The 16,484-nt window shown below is 38.5% G+C and carries 17 protein-coding genes and 1 riboswitch; of the genes, 4 read left to right on the forward strand and 13 right to left on the reverse strand.

Annotated elements, in window-relative coordinates:
* Positions 1 to 19: 19 nt before the first annotated feature.
* Positions 20 to 185, reverse strand: a riboswitch (cobalamin riboswitch).
* Between the two features lie 250 nt (positions 186 to 435).
* On the reverse strand, positions 436 to 918 hold the full coding sequence (locus RB215_RS11160) for a YajQ family cyclic di-GMP-binding protein (RefSeq protein ID WP_011328934.1): 483 nt from the start codon (positions 916 to 918) through the stop codon (positions 436 to 438).
* 163 nt (positions 919 to 1,081) lie between these two features.
* Here RB215_RS11160 and RB215_RS11165 point away from each other — a divergent pair, with 163 nt between their 5' ends.
* On the forward strand, positions 1,082 to 1,432 hold the full coding sequence (locus tag RB215_RS11165; RefSeq protein WP_011328935.1) for a VanZ family protein: 351 nt from the start codon (positions 1,082 to 1,084) through the stop codon (positions 1,430 to 1,432).
* Positions 1,425 to 2,327 carry a 2-dehydropantoate 2-reductase gene (locus tag RB215_RS11170; RefSeq protein ID WP_309216400.1) on the forward strand — a complete coding sequence of 301 codons (903 nt, stop codon included), beginning with the start codon at positions 1,425 to 1,427 and terminating at the stop codon, positions 2,325 to 2,327. The genes RB215_RS11165 and RB215_RS11170 overlap by 8 nt, the downstream gene beginning before the upstream one ends.
* A 25-nt stretch (positions 2,328 to 2,352) precedes the next feature.
* On the opposite strand, the gene thiI is transcribed toward RB215_RS11170, so the two are convergent.
* On the reverse strand, positions 2,353 to 3,810 hold the full coding sequence (gene thiI / locus RB215_RS11175; protein ID WP_309216401.1) for a tRNA uracil 4-sulfurtransferase ThiI: 1,458 nt from the start codon (positions 3,808 to 3,810) through the stop codon (positions 2,353 to 2,355).
* Positions 3,811 to 3,882: 72 nt separating this feature from the next.
* Positions 3,883 to 4,551 (reverse strand): TetR/AcrR family transcriptional regulator, encoded by a 669-nt coding sequence (locus RB215_RS11180; protein WP_309216402.1) that lies wholly within the window; start codon positions 4,549 to 4,551, stop codon positions 3,883 to 3,885.
* A gap of 186 nt (positions 4,552 to 4,737) precedes the next feature.
* Between RB215_RS11180 and coaD the strand changes: the two genes are divergently transcribed.
* Complete coding sequence (gene coaD / locus RB215_RS11185) at positions 4,738 to 5,232, forward strand: pantetheine-phosphate adenylyltransferase (protein ID WP_011328939.1); 495 nt, start codon at positions 4,738 to 4,740, stop codon at positions 5,230 to 5,232.
* Between the two features lie 13 nt (positions 5,233 to 5,245).
* Here the strand turns inward: coaD and RB215_RS11190 are convergent, their stop codons facing one another.
* The 9 genes from RB215_RS11190 to argC form a co-directional block, all read right to left on the reverse strand.
* Positions 5,246 to 5,770, reverse strand: a complete 525-nt coding sequence (locus RB215_RS11190) for a hypothetical protein (protein WP_182677846.1) — start codon at positions 5,768 to 5,770, stop codon at positions 5,246 to 5,248.
* Positions 5,763 to 6,233, reverse strand: coding sequence for a hypothetical protein (locus RB215_RS11195; protein WP_309216403.1), 471 nt, complete (start codon positions 6,231 to 6,233; stop codon positions 5,763 to 5,765). The genes RB215_RS11190 and RB215_RS11195 overlap by 8 nt, the downstream gene beginning before the upstream one ends.
* 66 nt (positions 6,234 to 6,299) lie before the next feature.
* A complete protein-coding gene (locus RB215_RS11200) occupies positions 6,300 to 6,833 on the reverse strand; it encodes a hypothetical protein (protein ID WP_309216404.1) in 534 nt (177 codons plus the stop codon).
* 12 nt (positions 6,834 to 6,845) lie between these two features.
* Positions 6,846 to 7,046 (reverse strand): hypothetical protein, encoded by a 201-nt coding sequence (locus RB215_RS11205; protein WP_309216405.1) that lies wholly within the window; start codon positions 7,044 to 7,046, stop codon positions 6,846 to 6,848.
* Positions 7,047 to 7,319: 273 nt separating this feature from the next.
* The gene (argH, locus tag RB215_RS11210) at positions 7,320 to 9,185 is read right to left on the reverse strand and encodes an argininosuccinate lyase (RefSeq protein WP_011328944.1); all 1,866 of its coding nucleotides are present in this window, start codon (positions 9,183 to 9,185) and stop codon (positions 7,320 to 7,322) included.
* 49 nt (positions 9,186 to 9,234) lie between these two features.
* The gene (locus RB215_RS11215) at positions 9,235 to 10,437 is read right to left on the reverse strand and encodes an argininosuccinate synthase (RefSeq protein ID WP_011328945.1); all 1,203 of its coding nucleotides are present in this window, start codon (positions 10,435 to 10,437) and stop codon (positions 9,235 to 9,237) included.
* Positions 10,434 to 11,366 (reverse strand): ornithine carbamoyltransferase, encoded by a 933-nt coding sequence (locus RB215_RS11220; RefSeq protein ID WP_011328946.1) that lies wholly within the window; start codon positions 11,364 to 11,366, stop codon positions 10,434 to 10,436. Before RB215_RS11220 ends, RB215_RS11215 begins: the two co-directional genes overlap by 4 nt.
* A gap of 7 nt (positions 11,367 to 11,373) precedes the next feature.
* Positions 11,374 to 12,141 (reverse strand): acetylglutamate kinase, encoded by a 768-nt coding sequence (gene argB, locus RB215_RS11225; protein WP_011328947.1) that lies wholly within the window; start codon positions 12,139 to 12,141, stop codon positions 11,374 to 11,376.
* Positions 12,142 to 13,152: an N-acetyl-gamma-glutamyl-phosphate reductase gene (argC, locus tag RB215_RS11230; RefSeq protein WP_197182670.1), complete on the reverse strand. Its 1,011-nt coding sequence runs from the start codon at positions 13,150 to 13,152 to the stop codon at positions 12,142 to 12,144.
* Between the two features lie 224 nt (positions 13,153 to 13,376).
* Between argC and argE the strand changes: the two genes are divergently transcribed.
* The gene (gene argE / locus RB215_RS11235) at positions 13,377 to 14,531 is read left to right on the forward strand and encodes an acetylornithine deacetylase (RefSeq protein WP_309216406.1); all 1,155 of its coding nucleotides are present in this window, start codon (positions 13,377 to 13,379) and stop codon (positions 14,529 to 14,531) included.
* A 63-nt stretch (positions 14,532 to 14,594) separates the two neighbouring features.
* Here argE and panP read toward each other — a convergent pair whose 3' ends face one another.
* Entirely contained in the window at positions 14,595 to 16,220 is a 1,626-nt protein-coding gene (panP, locus tag RB215_RS11240; protein ID WP_309216407.1) for a pyridoxal-dependent aspartate 1-decarboxylase PanP, read from the reverse strand.
* Positions 16,221 to 16,484: the final 264 nt, after the last annotated feature.

Below are 16,484 nucleotides of genomic sequence, written 5' to 3' on the forward strand. Positions count from 1 at the left end.
CCCACCGCAAAGATGTTAATAAGTAAGATTACTTCAAGGCCGGTCTCCGGACTCAGTCAACACTATAATAGCTGCTAATACTTTACCGTTGCGGGGGCAGTGTTGGGGTTGTTATCGTCTTGAAAACGCACCAACTTCCCGATTATCTTGCTGTTAATTTCAATACTTTGAAACGTATACAAAGGTATTAAGCAAGCACCTTGAAAATAGGTCGCTATTGTGAGTATTTTGTTTATAAATGTCAATAGACGTCTATATAGCCAAAGTTTGATTTTTAACGATATAAACCCTCAACAATCACTGTAAAAGAGTTAGATTACATATCAAGTTACTAATAGCAAAAAAGCCAAACTTCATTGCTGTAGTTTGGCTTTTTTAACACAAATTTTTTAAAAATTAGTCTCCTAATCTCTATAATATCTGTAATCTGTTTTATTAATCGCGGAAGTTTTTAAACTGAAATGGCTGGCCTAAATCGGCGCTACGTACTACTTGCATAGCTTCTTGAAGATCATCTCGCTTTTTACCTGTTACGCGTACTTCTTCACCTTGAATGGCGGCTTGTACTTTAACTTTTGAATCTTTAATGGCTTTAACTATTTTTTTAGCCATCTCTTTTTCAATACCTTGCTTTAAACCAACGTTACGAAAAACATTTTTACCCGCTCGGCTAATATCTTGCAATTCAAGGCTTGATACATCCATACCACGCTTAGAAATTTTACTCGCTAAAATATCAAATAATTGTATAACCTGAGAGTCAGCTTCGGCTTTAAGCTTAATTACTTTATCATTTAGCTCAATCGATGCATCAACTCCCCTAAAGTCAAAGCGAGTTTCTAGTTCACGGTTTGCATTATCAACTGCGTTTTTAGCTTCGTTCATTTCTACTTCAGATACAATATCAAATGAAGGCATTGATTTCTCCTAACTATTTTATCTTAATTTTATACTTAATTTATTAAAGCGATTATAACGCTAAAACTATAAATCTTTACACTTTTATGCATCTTGTTCAGGTGCGATACTAAATTAGTTTGATATACTACGGTTTCTTTTTTAAGCGATTTTAGGATTTGTTGTGACAAGGCGTGTTTATCAAGCAATTTTTTTAATTAGTATTGTGGTGTTTACCTTTTTATTTGCGAAAGAAATAAAAGGGGTTGGCAACCTGTTTCCTCATGTTGATAAAGTAGCCCACTTTGGGATATTTTTCATCCTTGCCATAATAATGGATAAAGCGTTTAAACTCCCTTTATACGCACAAATACTTTTATTAGCCGGTTACGGTGCTGCAATAGAAATAATGCAAGACGCACTTCCATATAGGCAAGCATCAATCGCAGATTTTATTGCAGATTTTGCCGGCGCAGCAAGCTACTTTATAATCAAAGCAATTTTAACCCCACGTAAAAAGAACTCTCATGGCTAAAATTCTTATTATTGGCGACGGCGCAATAGGCTTATTATTAGCCCACTTTTTAAGTGCGCAGCATAGTGTAAGCGTGTTAACCCGAAAAAGTACGAGTAACACTCGCTTTTACAGTAGTGACAACAGTGCTTCACAAAAAATAAATGCCTCTTTTATTTCATTAAATGAGCTTAATAGTTTACCTAAATTTGATGTGTTTTTATTTACGGTAAAAGCCTTTCAAGTGCAAAGCGCATTTGCACAAATAAAACAGTTTTTGCCTCAGCATTGCTCTGTTGTGCTTTCGCATAACGGTATGGGTAATGTAGAGCAGTTAAAATGTGAGCTTAATGAGCACCAAGCGCTTTATTTTTTAACGACCAGCATGGCAGGGTTTAAATCAAACCAATATATAGTACAGCACACTGGTAATGGGCAAAGTGCAATTGGCGGATGTAACAACTTAGGTGTTAAAAATAGCAAAATTATGGCGGATCAATTAACCGCGATCCCCCTTTTAAATACGTCTATGAATATTGAGCAGCTACGTTTTAATAAGTTATTAGTTAACATAGCAATAAATCCGCTAAGTGCGCTACATAACATTAAAAATGGTCAGTTGCGCGAGCCTCAATATTGCTCAATTATAATTAACCTGCTAACCGAAGCATGTAATATTGCTAAGGCAAAAAACCTTGATGTAACGTTAATCAATGCACTGAGCAGTGCGTATGATGTGATGGCACGTACCGCAGAGAACTTCTCATCTATGCAACAAGATGTTACTCACAATAGAGCAACCGAAATAATGGCAATTTGTGGGTACATTAGCGAGCAAGGTAAGCTTCATAATATTAAAACCCCTTTTAACGATGAACTTTTAGCTAAAATTGCAGCAAAAAAAAGCGCGGTATAAACCACGCTTTTTAAATAGATAACTTTTACGGGCGATATACCTTTACCGTAGTAAAGCCTTGATCGTGTAGAATAAGCGCTTGTAACTGGCTCATTACACCTCTATCGCAATACAAGTAATAGTCTTGATCTTTTGGTAAATCACCAAACTTAGTTGCTAAGCGAAAAAACGGCAAATGCACCACTTCTATAGAATCAATTTCCAGTGGTGCTGCTTCTTCTTCCTCTGGAGAGCGAATATCAATTACCACTGCACCAGCTGGTAAATCGGCAACCGACTCAGCTTCTTTTAGCTCCTGCTTAGCTTCTACATCAATATCGCGCACATCCATTACTCGTGCGTTTTCTATTACGGTATTAAGAATATCAAAGTCGAACTTCTCTTCTTCTGCTTTTATTACTTCTATTTTAGCTTTAACAGTTGGCTTTTTAGAAATAACACCACAGTATTCTGGCATCGTTTCGGCCATTTCGGCCGTACCAATTTGACGTGCAATATTAATAATTTCTTGTTTATCGTGTTGAATTAACGGGCGTAAAATAAGGGTTTCGGTTACGCGGTCAATGACACTTAAATTTGCTAATGTTTGGCTAGAAACCTGACCAATACTTTCACCGGTTACCAAAGCTTGAATATTTAATTTTTCGGCCACTTTACTGCCTGCGCGCATCATCATGCGTTTAAGCACCACACCCATTTGGCTGTTTTCAATATTCTCTAATATTTCTGCTACTACTGGTTCAAAATCAACGGTAATAAATTTAACTTTATGAGTTGAGCTGTATTTATTCCATAAGTAGTAGCTCGCTTGTTTAACACCAATTTCGTGCGCCGCACCGCCTAAATTGAAAAACAAAAAGTGCGTACGAGCGCCTTTGCGGATCATTTGATAACTGGCTACACCCGAATCAAAACCGCCAGACATAAGCGATAGTACATCTTCTTGTGTTGGCAGCGGGAAGCCTGCCATGCCAAGGTGAGTATGCGATACTATGTAAGCTTTCTCGTCTTTTATTTCAAGGCGTATCGTTACTTCTGGGTGGCTTAGCTTTACGCTTGCACCGGCAACATGCTGATTTAGTCCACCGCCCACATAACGCTCTAACTCCGTTGAAGTAAAGTCATGCTTACCAATACGTTTAGCGCGTACACAAAACGTTTTACCTTCAATGGTGTGACCAACTAATTCAATGGTTTTTTTATAAATATCGTCAAGCGTTTCAAAGCTCGTTTCGGTTACTTCTATAAACTGCACAATACCCGGAATTCGCGCTAGGCTATCAATAAAAGTGGCACGTGTTTGCTCACCTTCAAGTAGGGTAACTACTGAGATATTGTCCCAGTTGTTTCTAACTTGTACTTTTCCGTCAATACGGCGCAGTACAATCTTAATGTTATTTTCTAACACTTTGGTAAAGCGTTTACGAACCGAGCGGCTTTTGATGGCAATTTCAGGATGTAGTTTGACGATAAATTTAAGCATAGTTCACTCTTAGACTGCGGGAATTCGCGCTCCCAGGCATTGGGCGCGCGATTATAGCAAAAAAATTAACGCCTAGGAACTAAGAGCAGCCGGAATACTTGGGGCTGAGTGAGCAAGTTGCGTGTATTTTTCGCGTAACTGGTTCATTTTATCGCTACTTTTATCTGTGCTGTAGGCTCTAAATAAAGTTAATACTTTTAAAATACCATGATAAATATCTTGCTCGGCAAGTGCGCCACTGAGCCTGCGGGCTTTAATATAAGGGGTCCAAAAACTAACTGTTAATTTAAGCGTATGTGCAAGTTCGAGCGCATCTTGCTCATTAATCGCAATCATTTCACTATCACGTAAACCAAGTATTATTTTACGCACCTGCTCTAACAGCTCTAGTTGAAAATCAATATAAGCCTGCTTAAGCTGCGTATCTCGCGCCAAAATATCGCCTAAATTGTCGTAAAAAAAGTGGTAGCGCCACATCAGTTCAAATAGCGAATCTAGATATACCGTTAACTGACTAAATGCATCTTCATTTTTGTTTATAGGTTTAAAGTGAGTGCTCAAGTGCTCACTATACAGCGCAAAAATATGGCGAATAATGTCTTCTTTATTTTTAAAATGGTAGTAAAGATTACCCGGGCTCATGTTTAAATGCGAGGCTATATGATTAGTTGATATCGCTCGCTCACCATGCTCATTAAACAATGAAATACTGGTGTGTATTATTTTATCCTTGGTATTCATATACTAACACTCTATTTTATTCAACAAGTTACAATTCGTACAATAAGTTGTCTAGTATAAACAAAAACAGCATAATTAAACACTCTGTGTAATAGCTTAGTCGTGACAATTAAAGCCACTTACTAGGCTGATTTGTATAAAAAACACTGTTACACTAATGCTAAAAATAATACATAGCGATACTTTATGAAAATCACTGCAATTTATCCAGGTACTTTTGATCCGCTAACTAACGGACACACAGATCTAATTCAACGTGCCTCAAAAATGTTTGATACTGTTATCGTTGCTATTGCTCATAACCCCAGTAAACAGCCTTGCTTTAGCCTTGATGAGCGTGTAGCTCTAGCTAATACTCTTTTAACTCATATAGATAATGTAAAAGTGATAGGATTTTCAGGTTTACTTGCTGATTTGGCACGCGATCACAATGCTAATGTATTAATTAGAGGCATAAGAGCGGTTTCTGATTTTGATTATGAATTTCAGCTAGCGAATATGAATCGACGCCTAAACCCAGATTTAGAAAGTGTATTTTTAACCCCGTCAGAGCGAAATTCGTTTATTTCGTCAACCTTAGTAAAAGAAGTGGCACGCCATAATGGTGATGTAAGCGAATTTGTAGACCCTATTGTAATGGCTGCACTTAATAAAAAGCTAGGTTGCAGCTACAGCAAATAAACTAACGAGCGCATTACTTAAGTGCGCTATTCAAACTATTAACTCGCATTTTTGTTTTATTATATATCCATGCTAACCCTAATAAATCTTTATTAATAATCAGCACCAAAGCCATTAGTAAGTCAATCGAGATAGTACCTATAACGTATACAGCCCAAAACCACCAATAATCAATATTACCAATAATAACAGTGTCATAATGCATGCCTAAAAATAGCATCGCATTAATGCTCATTCCTGTGATTAAATATATAAGTGCCGTAGGGATCGTATACTTTGTTTTAATACCCCAAATTATTACTATTAATATGGTAACAATATCAAACATAAAATAATCTAAATAGGTAACTGTTTTTAAGCTTAGTACTGCACTAGAAAAGTAAGAAACCATCATAATAAGCGATAGCTGTACTCTACTTTTATCAGGTTTATTAATACTCGACGATAAATTAAATAAAAAGGCGATTAGAAATAGCCAAGTTACAAAGGCGCTTATGTTTTCACCTAAATCAACAATAAACCTTAAAAAATCAATCATTCGAGTTTATACCCACACAGCTATTATCATCTTTGCCTATAAACCTCAGAATACATGATTTTAGCTTTATCAGTCCCAAAAAGTCTTTATTTATAAAAAGCACTGCAATCATAAGTAAATCGATAACGTTAACGCCAATTGAATAAACACTCCAAAGCCACCACTCGTCAATGTTATTTAATACATACAAGTCGTAATAAATAGCGAGTGTTAGGCAAGCATTAACAAATAATCCAAGAATAATATAATTACTGGCTGTAGAAGTTAATACATAAGAAATTAATATAGCGGCTATTAATAGTGCAATTGTTAGTAAATCGTAGAGAATCCAATCTAAGTAGATATTATTTAATATAGGCAGTAAATCACTAAAAATGTAGGAGCACATCATTATAGCGGCTATATAAATTAAAGACTTATCGGCCTTATTAATACCTGACACTAGCGAATATAAAAAGGCCATTAAAAAGCCCCATTGTATAAATGCGCTTACGTAATCAGCTAAAAGTAAGTCAAGTAGATACATTAATTATTGATTGTATTTTAATTTAGGTTTTTTAAAAAGAGATAGTACTTTGCTTTTTAGCTTATGTAAGCCGAGAAAGTCTCGATCAACAATTAACGCGACAATCATTATTAAATCAATTAGGTTAACTGAAAATGTATATATGTCCCAAAACAACCAAGGTTCTTGATTGTTAAATACATACATATCTATGTACATACATATAAAAAATAAAGAATTAATTGTTAAACCTGTAATTAAGTAGAAAAAAGATGAGGTTGTTTTTTTTATAAAAGCATAAGCGATAAGTAGTGCAACAATAGTCCCAAAATCATAGAGAGCCCAATCAAGTAGGAAGCCATTTTGAATAGATAGCCAAGTATAAAAATAGTCTGAAGACGAATATGAGACCATCATAATAAATGAACTGAGTAATAAAGTTGTATTTCTTTTAATATTTAGAGAATAAATAAAGGCATTAAAAAAAAATGCCATTAAAAAGCCCCACATCATATAAGCAGACAACGAAAATAAACCAAAAAACTCAGTTAAAAACATTTATTACCTTAATTACTTAGGTCGAATAGGTGGTACTACTCCACCGCCACGCTGCAGTTCTGCGCCACCAGCGGCCGCTAACGCCTCTTGAGAGAAGCTTACTGTATCAGATTGCAGGGTTTTAGGGCTAGCAGTTTGTTCCATTGCTGGCTTTAATTGTTGCGTTTTATTGTATGCTTGCATTTGTAGTTGGCTGTTAGCTGAAACTTGCATGTGATTATTCCTTGTAAGTGTTTTTGTATTGTTGGCGAAATCTTGTATTACACCTTTTAAAGAGGGTAATTAAATTTACCTTATATTTAGCAGCAACGTTTTTATCTAAGCTGTTACTACATTTTACACTTATAACAAAAGCAACCACTGTGCCAACTTTTAATTAACACCTTGAAATAATCATAAAACTTTATATTTATAACTTAAATTAGTGTTTTTCATCCATAAAAAAACGCACGAGGGTAACCCGTACGTTTTTTACATCTAGGGAGTTTAAGCCACGAATTTACACGGGATCTCCGCTTTATTACTTAGCTTTAAAATATATTCCATTGCGACTTCATCGCAGTTTTCTTTACGTAAACAAAGCTCACAATCTTTCATTACTTTTTCTGGCAAGCTTTCTTTGGTACAAAAGCTAAAACGCTGTTTTTCAAAAAAATCTGGGACTCGGGTTAGCACTATTACTCTATTTAACGCCAATTTTTTGGCTTTCGCTAATAAATGTTCAACTAACTGCCGCCCTTGTCCTGACACTGCGCTTTGTGGGTCTATACCCAAAGAACGTATTTCCGCCAAACCTGTGTCGTAAATGTACAGTGAGGCACACCCCGATACTTTGCCGTTAATTTCGGTTACAGCAAATTCGTTAATCGAGTGCACCATATCACTTTTAGCCCGTGGTAGGTTTTCGCCTACCGTAGCCCAATGTTGAACTAGCTTAGCAATCGATTCAACATCGTCTAAATTAGCATCACGAACCGTTATTTGCTGTTTTTTTTTCGCAGCTTTAATAGCGCTGGTTACTTGCTCAATTGATGTTCCGCCAAGTGCTTGACGCGCTTTAATGCAGGCGTCAATTTCTAGTACCGGATAAACATCATCTGCAAATACGTCACTTACCGATTTATATTGCTCAAGCGATAAGTCTTCAAGCGTTTTACCTTCACTAATGGCCAATTGTACCAGTACACCCACAATATGGTGCCCTTCTCTAAAAGGTACGCCCTTAGCTACCAAGTAATCTGCAAGCTCAGTTGCATTTGCATGGCCACCTTTTGCCGCTGCAAGTGTACGTTCGCCTTTTACTTTAATACCTTTAATACACGCTTGTGCCATATGAATACAGGCAAGCCACGTTGGCATAGCGTCAAATATGCCTTCTTTGTCTTCTTGCATATCTTTATTATAAGCAAGTGGCAGTGCTTTTAGGGTCATCATCATGGCGCTAAATGCACCAAAAACGCGTCCGGTTTTACCACGAATTAGTTCCAGTGCATCTGGATTCTTTTTTTGTGGCATCAGCGATGAGCCCGATGTCACATTATCCGCAAGCTCTATAAATCCGGCTTCGCCTGAGTTATAAAAAATAAGATCTTCTGACATACGCGATAAGTGAATCATCGAAATAGACGCACAACTTAATAGCTCTACTACAAAATCACGATCAGATACGCCATCAAGGCTATTTTTAGTCGCTCCTGTAAAGCCTAAACCCTGTGCTAATGCTTGACGATCAATTGGATAAGCCGTACCCGCTAATGCACCACTGCCCAGTGGGCAAAAGTTCATCCGCGCTTTAGCATCTTGCAGGCGGCTTTCATCACGCTCTAGCATTTCTACGTAAGCCATACACCAGTGACTAAACAATACCGGTTGTGCACGTTGTAAATGCGTATAACCTGGTAAAATAGTCCCAAGCTCACGCTCTGCTAATGCAACAAACTCACCCTTTAACTGGGCAATGGCTTTTAAAATATGATCAGCAGTATCGCGACACCACAATCTAAAATCGGTGGCTACTTGGTCATTACGGCTGCGCCCTGTATGTAATTTTTTAGCTAAATCACCTACTTTTTCGATTAACGCAGCTTCAACATGAGAATGAATATCTTCTGCGCCTGAAGTTGCTACCGCTTGTGGATCTGCTTTTACTTCTTCAAGCAATTGGTACAATGCTGCAACTAACTCTTGGTGCTCGTCACTTGATAACACATTAACTTGCTCAAGTGCACCAGCCCATGCAACAGAGCCTATTATATCTTGCTCTGCTAATTGATAATCGAAAGGAAGAGAGTCGTTAAATTGCTTAAACGCCTCGTCTGGACCCGTAGAAAAACGCCCGCCCCATAATGCCATGAAATCTCTCCAAACCCGATATTGCCCCTTTTAACAAGGGGCGTAAAAATTACTTTTTAGCTAATGCTTTTATTCTGCTTGAAAGCGAGAATAAACGAATAAAGCCCTCTGCGTGTGATTGGTCGTACACATCATCTTCACCAAAGGTAGCAAACGCTTCGCTGTATAAACTGTGTGGCGACTGCTTTTGCACTGCTGTAACTTGGCCTTTATATAGCTTAAGCACAACTTCACCTGTTGCATCTTTAGAAAGTGCTTCAGCACCAGCTAAAATAGAGTCTTTAAGTGGTGTAAACCAACGACCGTCATACACTAAATGTGCAAATTCGCCGCCTAGTACTTCTTTCCACTTACGGCTTGCTTTATCAAGCACTAGTTCGTCAATGGCTTGCAGTGCCGCCATCATTACGGTGCCACCTGGGGTTTCGTAACAACCGCGCGATTTCATACCCACTAAACGGTTTTCTACAATATCAACACGACCAACACCATGAGGCGATGCAATATCGTTTAATTTAACTAAACAATCATAAGGTTTAAGCTGCTCACCATTTACTGCAACAACTTCACCTTCAACTACATTTAGTGTTACTAGTTCAGCTTTATCTGGCGCTTGCTCTGGAGAGTTTGTCCAGGTCCACACTTTTTCACTTGGTTGGCACCATGGATCTTCAAGTTCGCCGCCTTCGTGCGAAATATGCCATGCGTTTGCATCACGGCTATAAATTTTTGTAGCCGATGCCGAGCATGGAATATCGCGCTCAGCTAAGTAATCTAGCAATGACTCACGGCTTGATAAATCCCATTCACGCCATGGTGCAATTACTTGTAAATCAGGCGCAAGCGCTGCAAAACACGATTCAAAACGTACTTGGTCGTTACCTTTACCTGTACAACCATGAGAAAGTGCATCTGCACCCACTTTACGCGCAATTTCTACCTGTGCTTTAGCAATAATTGGGCGCGCCATAGACGTACCTAATAAATAAGTACCTTCGTAAATTGAGCCTGTTTTAAGCGTAGGGTAAATGTAATCACTTACCATTTCGTCTTTTAAGTCAACTACATAACACTCAGAAGCACCCGATGCGATAGCTTTAGCTTCTACGCCTTCAAGTTCCTCTGCACCTTGGCCAACATCGGCCACAAAGGCAATAACTTCACAGCCGTAATTCTCTTTTAACCATGGCACAATGGCCGACGTATCAAGTCCACCTGAATAGGCTAAAACGACTTTTTTAAATGAACTCATAGGTGTTCCTTAACAAAATTTGGATTTAATAATGTAACTAGCAGAGCGTTTTGCGCATGCATACGATTCTCGGCTTGTTGTATAATTTTTGACGCTGGACCGTCCATTACCTCAGAGGTAATTTCGAACTCACGGTGTGCCGGTTGGCAATGTAACACTGTTGTTGCACCGGTTTGCTCTAATAATGCTTTATTTAATTGATAAGGCATGTATTTTTCTTTTACTAACTCAAGTGGTGTGGTGTCGCCCATTGATACCCAAGTGTCGGCGTATACTGCGTTTGCACCAACAGCAGCTTCTACTCTGTCGCTCACCATTACTGATGCACCATTCATTGCTGCTATTTGTTCCGCTTTTTTCAGAACTTGTGAATCTGGAGAACATCCTTTAGGCGTAACGGCAACAAAGTCTGTACCTAATGTTGCAGCAAGCAACATTAATGAATGCGTTACGTTGTTGCCCTCACCTAAATAAGCTAACTTTAATTGACTCACATCGCCATGCACTTCTTGTAGTGTTAAAAAATCAGCAAGTGCTTGGCAAGGATGATATAAATCACACAAGCTATTAACTACTGGCACCGATGAATACTGCGCTAATGTGGTTAATGTACTGTGCTGATTTACGCGCGCTACAATACCATCTGCCCAGGTAGAAATATTAAGAGCAAAATCTTTTACTGACTCACGTGCACCCATCGCGCCATTTTGTTGATCTAAATACACGGCATGGCCGCCTAAGCGATTTATACCAATATCAAACGATAAACGTGTACGTAAGCTTTGTTTTTCAAATAAAGTAACCACTGACTTACCAGCCAATACTTGGCTGTATTTTTTAGGGTTTGCTTTAATATCTTGCGCTAGCTTTAATAAGTTAAGTGCGCCTTGTTGGTCTAATTCTAAACCCGTTAAAAAATTCTCAAACATAATAAACCTATGGTGTAATTTTAGTTCCGACATGCTTGCCTTGCAGCAAAGCTGTTAAGTTTTCTGGCTTTTGCCAGCTGGAAATATACACACCGCGTCGTAAGTGTTGGGCAGCGTGAAGACTGGTCTTAACTTTGACCTCCATCCCGCCCACAATCACTCCTTCATTTATTAAAGTATCAATGTGTTTTGTATCTAGTTGATGTAAAGGCTGCTTATTTGCATCAAGCACTGCTTCAACATCGGTCATAAATATTAGTTCTGCGTTTAAGTTGTTGGCAATTGCAGCGGCGGCTTCGTCAGCATTAACGTTGTACCAAAGCCCTTGCAAGTCAAAACCAATTGAGCTGACAATTGGCATACGGCCAATTTTTAGTAAATCGTTAATAATCGAATCATCGTTACTGGTACATTTACCCACTAAACATAATGCTTTTAGTTTTTGCGTGGCAGTAACACCAGCTTCATACAAACTTAAACCAACTGGTTTATGGCCAGCATTAATTGCCGCACTCATTAATTGTTTATTAGCACAACCTGCAAGCGCACCCACTATGTACGGCATTTGCTCTTTAGGGCTAATACGTAAACCTTGATGCTTTGCACTGGCAAAACCAGCGTCTTTAAGCCAAGTGTCTACAAGCGCGCCTCCGCCATGCACAATGACAAACTGCGCGTTGTGCTGCTCATTAAGTACTGAAAATAATGCTTTAGCCGCGTTTTCTGTATTAAGTACAGCGCCGCCAAGTTTAATTACCCAGGTTTTTTTACTCATTTAAAACGATCCTTTTAAGCCTGTGGTATGCGCCAATCCCATTGATAAATTAATACACTGCAAAGCTTGTCCTGCAGCACCTTTTAATAAATTATCAATGGCAGCTATAACAATTAACTGTGTGCCTTGTTGCTGCCAGCCAATATCTACATATGGCTGTTTAGCTACGCCTTTAATTGAGGGGATTTTATCGCCCAGTAAACGAATTAACGGCTCATCGGCAAGTACTTGATACGCTTGTGTTACTTGCTCAATGGTGACATTAGGCTTTAATTGCACATAAATAGTTTCTAAAATACCACGCGGGAAATTACCTAAATGGGGGGTAAATAAAACATTGTGACCAAGGTGTTGCTCTATTTCAGGGCCATGACGATGATTAAATAAACCATAAGGGGCAAGCGACACTTCGCAAAAATGGGTACCAATACTAGCTTTACGCCCTGCGCCGGTTACACCCGATACCGCATTAATTATAATTGTTTGCTCAGTTAATAAACCGGCCTGCTGCAAAGGCTTAAGTGCATTAAGCGCAGCCGTAGGATAACAACCCGCTACAGCTACTAATTGCGCCGCGGCAATAGCATCGCTATTCCACTCAGCCAAACCATAAGCAGCTTGATTTAATAACTCTGGATGTTGGTGCTCAAAGCCATAATAAGTAACGTAGTCGTCATTGCTCGCAAGGCGATACCCACCAGATAAATCAAATACCTTTTTCCCCATGGCTAAAAAACGCGGCGCTAAATCTACGCTTACTTTATGATCGGTACATAAACACACGTAATCGGCGCTGTTTTCAATATCGCTAAAAGCAGATTCACTAAGAGGCAGTAAAGGCTGATCGAGTAGCCCTAAGTGTTCGGGGTATAAATCACTCAGCAATTTATTTTTATCTAAGCTACCTTGCGATACATAACAGCCAGTTAAAATTAGTTTAGGGTGCTTAGCAACTAAACTTGCTAGTTCTGCGCCGCTATAACCGCTTGCGCCAATAATCACTACATTCATTGTTTACTCGTTATTTAAAATTAGTTACTACTTATCCATGTTGTTCGCTTAAACTAGCTCTGGGGCTAATTAAGACTTTAATTAATTAATGAATGTTGATTATCGTCGTATTATTTTCATGGCGCTACTTTTAAAATATTTATGCTTAAAAAGTGAATTGATATTCATCATAAATACTTTTATATTGTTATGCAATTAAATTGATTACTTATTTTGGATTTTTTATGTCTTTGCCTTCATTTATTTCTATGTACCAACAATTAATTGCAGCGCCTTCTATTAGTGCCATTGAAGATAGCCTGTGTATGAGTAATAAAAATGTTATTGAATTACTGGCACAATGGTGTGAAAGCTTAGGCTTTAGCTGTGAAATAATCGAATTAAAAGGCGGCAAAGGTCGCTATAATTTATTAGCTAAACGCGGTAAAGGCGATGGTGGATTAATGCTCGCTGGCCATACCGATACAGTGCCATTTGACGATAGCCGCTGGAATCATAATCCATTTAAATTAACCGAGCACAACAATAAACTATATGGCTTAGGCAGTATTGATATGAAAGGCTTTTTTGCTTTTGTACTGCAAGCTATTAGTGAACTTGATGAAAAACAGCAAACTCAGCCTATTTTGATCTTAGCCACCGCCGATGAAGAAACAACAATGGCCGGTGCTCAACAAATTTGTAAACATCCAAATTTAAAACCAGATCGCTGTATAATTGGCGAACCCACTGATATGACTCCAGTATTTACACATAAAGGGCATATGAGTACCGCAATTAGAGTAGTCGGACGCTCAGGCCATAGCTCAGATCCCGAACGTGGTGTTAACGCCATCGAAGTAATGCACAAAGTGATTACAAAACTACTGATCTTAAAAGAACAGTTAAAGCATAAATATTCAATAGAACACTTTGAAATACCCTATCCAACCTTAAATTTTGGTAATATTCATGGCGGCGACAACGCGAACAGAATTTGTGGTTGCTGCGAAATGCATATAGATATGCGCCCATTACCGGGCTTAAGCGTGCAAGAGCTGCAAATGTTAGTACTTGATGCAACTCACGAAATAAACCAGCAATACCCTAATGCCGTAAGCGTAATTGATTTACACGAACCAATTCCTGCATTTACTGGTAGCACCGATAGCGCTTTGGTTAAACTAGCCGAAAAAATAGCGGGGCAAAAAGCGGTGGCAGTAAACTACTGTACTGAAGCGCCATTTATTCAACAGCTTGGTTGTGAAACCATAGTAATGGGCCCCGGCTCTATAAACCAAGCGCACCAACCTGATGAATTTTTAGCAATGGAAAAAATTAAGCCTTCACAGCAAATTATCACTAATATAATTAAAGCGAGTTGTTTTAGCTTTTCTTAATTGCGATTATAAAAATAAAAAAGACGCTAAATAGCGTCTTTTTTATTTAAGCTAATATTTTAATTACATATACTTGGTTAAATACTTTTTAAATACCGGATCTGTTTTAGCCAACTCTTTTTGTTCAGCTAAAATTTCTTTTAAAATAACGCCTGATGTAAGTGGGTTAGCAAGTACTACCCTAAATACCACGGTGGGCTGATTATCGTATTGAGTAGGCGTTAAACGCGTACGTGATACAAATGATCGCCCTGATTCACGTTGCCGTTTTTGCATACTTGCAGTAAAGCGATTAAGTGAGGCAAAAATATCAATCCGTGTTTGTGGATCAGCATCTGCAATTGCCTGCTTTATTTGCTTAGGCACATAACGATACGTTAATAAGCACAGCTCTGGCTCTGAGATCAGCTCAAAATCTTCATCTGCTTTAATTAAATTAGCAAAGTAATGGGCTTTTTTAATACTACGATCGATTAGCATTTCGTAGCCTTTACGGCCAATTACACGTAAGCAAGCATGTACTAACATTGCCATACCTGGGCGGCTGCCCTCAAGTGTATGGCTACCTAAATCTTTTGAGCCTTTACGTAAAATATACTCTGCATGATGTTCAATTGCATCGGTAGCGGTTGGATCTTTAAACAACACCAACCCAGCTCCCATAGGAACATACATTTGTTTGTGTGCATCAATGGTAATTGAGTCTGCGCGCTCAACACCTTTGAGTAAATGGCGATGGGTATTAGATAACAAAGTTGCCCCGCCCCATGCAGCGTCAACATGAAAGTGGCAATTAATGTCTTGTGCTAAATCTGCCATCGCTTCAAGGGGATCGATATTACCGGTTTCTGTGGTACCCGCTACTCCAATAATGGCCATTACTTTAATACCTTGCGCTTCAAGCTCTAAGGCTTTTTCGCGCATGGCATTAACATCTACTTTATTGTTTTCGCATGTTTTAATACCCACTAAGTTTTCACGACCAATTCCTAATAAATCAGCCGCTTTACCTAACGAATAATGGCCTCGCTCAGAAATTAAAATAGCTAAGCCTTTATAGCCGTAATGCAGCATACCGGCAATTAAGCCTTGTGCGCCTATCCCCCTAAAATCGCCATCAGGTTTTAATAAGCGATTTCGCGCAATCCATAACGCCGTAATATTGGCTACAGTACCGCCTGAGCAAAATGCACCTAATGATGTTTTTGCACTGTGCATCCATTTAGCATAAAACTCGTGTTGTTGCCCGTACGCTAAATGGTGCATCATTCCAAGCACTTGGCGCTCAAGTGGGGTAAAAGCTTTAGAGGTTTCTATTTTTACTAGGTTTTGATTTAGCCCTACCATTAGCTTTGACAGTGGTAGTAAAAAATGAGGTAAAGCAGAAGTCATATGGCCAATAAAGCTAGGCGCTGCGGTATGCACAGAGTGTGCAACCAGCTGCTCCATTATATCTTGCGCATAAGCAGATACAAACGTTGGATCCTCTGGGATCATCGCCGACTGAAAGTCTTTTTCAATTTCGTGTAATGGTTTTTCAATTGCCGCAATGTTTTCGTTTAAAAAACCTGCTAAATTACTCGATATTTCAAGCTCTATTTTGCTTAAAGTTGAGTCTGGCGCTTCAGGTACAGTAAATATACGCTTAAGGCTTTCTTTAGAGGCGACGGCAAAACGCTTTTGATCCATCTTAATACCTAGTGTGTGGCTAAAACGCCTGCTACTCTATTAAACACACTAAATTAAGGTGCTATTTTAGTAACAGGGTTTTTAATAATTGCGCTAACTTTACTGCAATATTAAGAAAATGTCTCGCTTAAAGCCATAAAAACGCTAAATGACATGACAAATAATACTAATTTTGGCTGTTTTTTATCTTTTTAATTCAAAATCAATTAAGTCATTGGGCATTTGTTTTTTTTGCGTATAATTAATTTAACAATAAAAAGGGAA

The sequence above is a fragment of the Pseudoalteromonas sp. HL-AS2 genome (assembly GCF_031198805.1).
Lineage (GTDB): Bacteria > Pseudomonadota > Gammaproteobacteria > Enterobacterales > Alteromonadaceae > Pseudoalteromonas > Pseudoalteromonas nigrifaciens.

Bases quoted from the DNA above. Each gene is read 5' to 3' on its own strand.
- RB215_RS11160 (WP_011328934.1), bottom strand. From the start codon at position 918: ATGCCTTCATTTGATATTGTATCTGAAGTAGAAATGAACGAAGCTAAA.
- RB215_RS11170 (WP_309216400.1), top strand. From the start codon at position 1,425: ATGGCTAAAATTCTTATTATTGGCGACGGCGCAATAGGCTTATTATTA.
- thiI (WP_309216401.1), bottom strand. From the start codon at position 3,810: ATGCTTAAATTTATCGTCAAACTACATCCTGAAATTGCCATCAAAAGC.
- RB215_RS11180 (WP_309216402.1), bottom strand. From the start codon at position 4,551: ATGAATACCAAGGATAAAATAATACACACCAGTATTTCATTGTTTAAT.
- coaD (WP_011328939.1), top strand. From the start codon at position 4,738: ATGAAAATCACTGCAATTTATCCAGGTACTTTTGATCCGCTAACTAAC.
- RB215_RS11190 (WP_182677846.1), bottom strand. From the start codon at position 5,770: ATGATTGATTTTTTAAGGTTTATTGTTGATTTAGGTGAAAACATAAGC.
- RB215_RS11195 (WP_309216403.1), bottom strand. From the start codon at position 6,233: ATGGCCTTTTTATATTCGCTAGTGTCAGGTATTAATAAGGCCGATAAG.
- RB215_RS11200 (WP_309216404.1), bottom strand. From the start codon at position 6,833: ATGTTTTTAACTGAGTTTTTTGGTTTATTTTCGTTGTCTGCTTATATG.
- RB215_RS11205 (WP_309216405.1), bottom strand. From the start codon at position 7,046: ATGCAAGTTTCAGCTAACAGCCAACTACAAATGCAAGCATACAATAAA.
- argH (WP_011328944.1), bottom strand. From the start codon at position 9,185: ATGGCATTATGGGGCGGGCGTTTTTCTACGGGTCCAGACGAGGCGTTT.
- RB215_RS11215 (WP_011328945.1), bottom strand. From the start codon at position 10,437: ATGAGTTCATTTAAAAAAGTCGTTTTAGCCTATTCAGGTGGACTTGAT.
- RB215_RS11220 (WP_011328946.1), bottom strand. From the start codon at position 11,366: ATGTTTGAGAATTTTTTAACGGGTTTAGAATTAGACCAACAAGGCGCA.
- argB (WP_011328947.1), bottom strand. From the start codon at position 12,141: ATGAGTAAAAAAACCTGGGTAATTAAACTTGGCGGCGCTGTACTTAAT.
- argC (WP_197182670.1), bottom strand. From the start codon at position 13,152: ATGAATGTAGTGATTATTGGCGCAAGCGGTTATAGCGGCGCAGAACTA.
- argE (WP_309216406.1), top strand. From the start codon at position 13,377: ATGTCTTTGCCTTCATTTATTTCTATGTACCAACAATTAATTGCAGCG.
- panP (WP_309216407.1), bottom strand. From the start codon at position 16,220: ATGGATCAAAAGCGTTTTGCCGTCGCCTCTAAAGAAAGCCTTAAGCGT.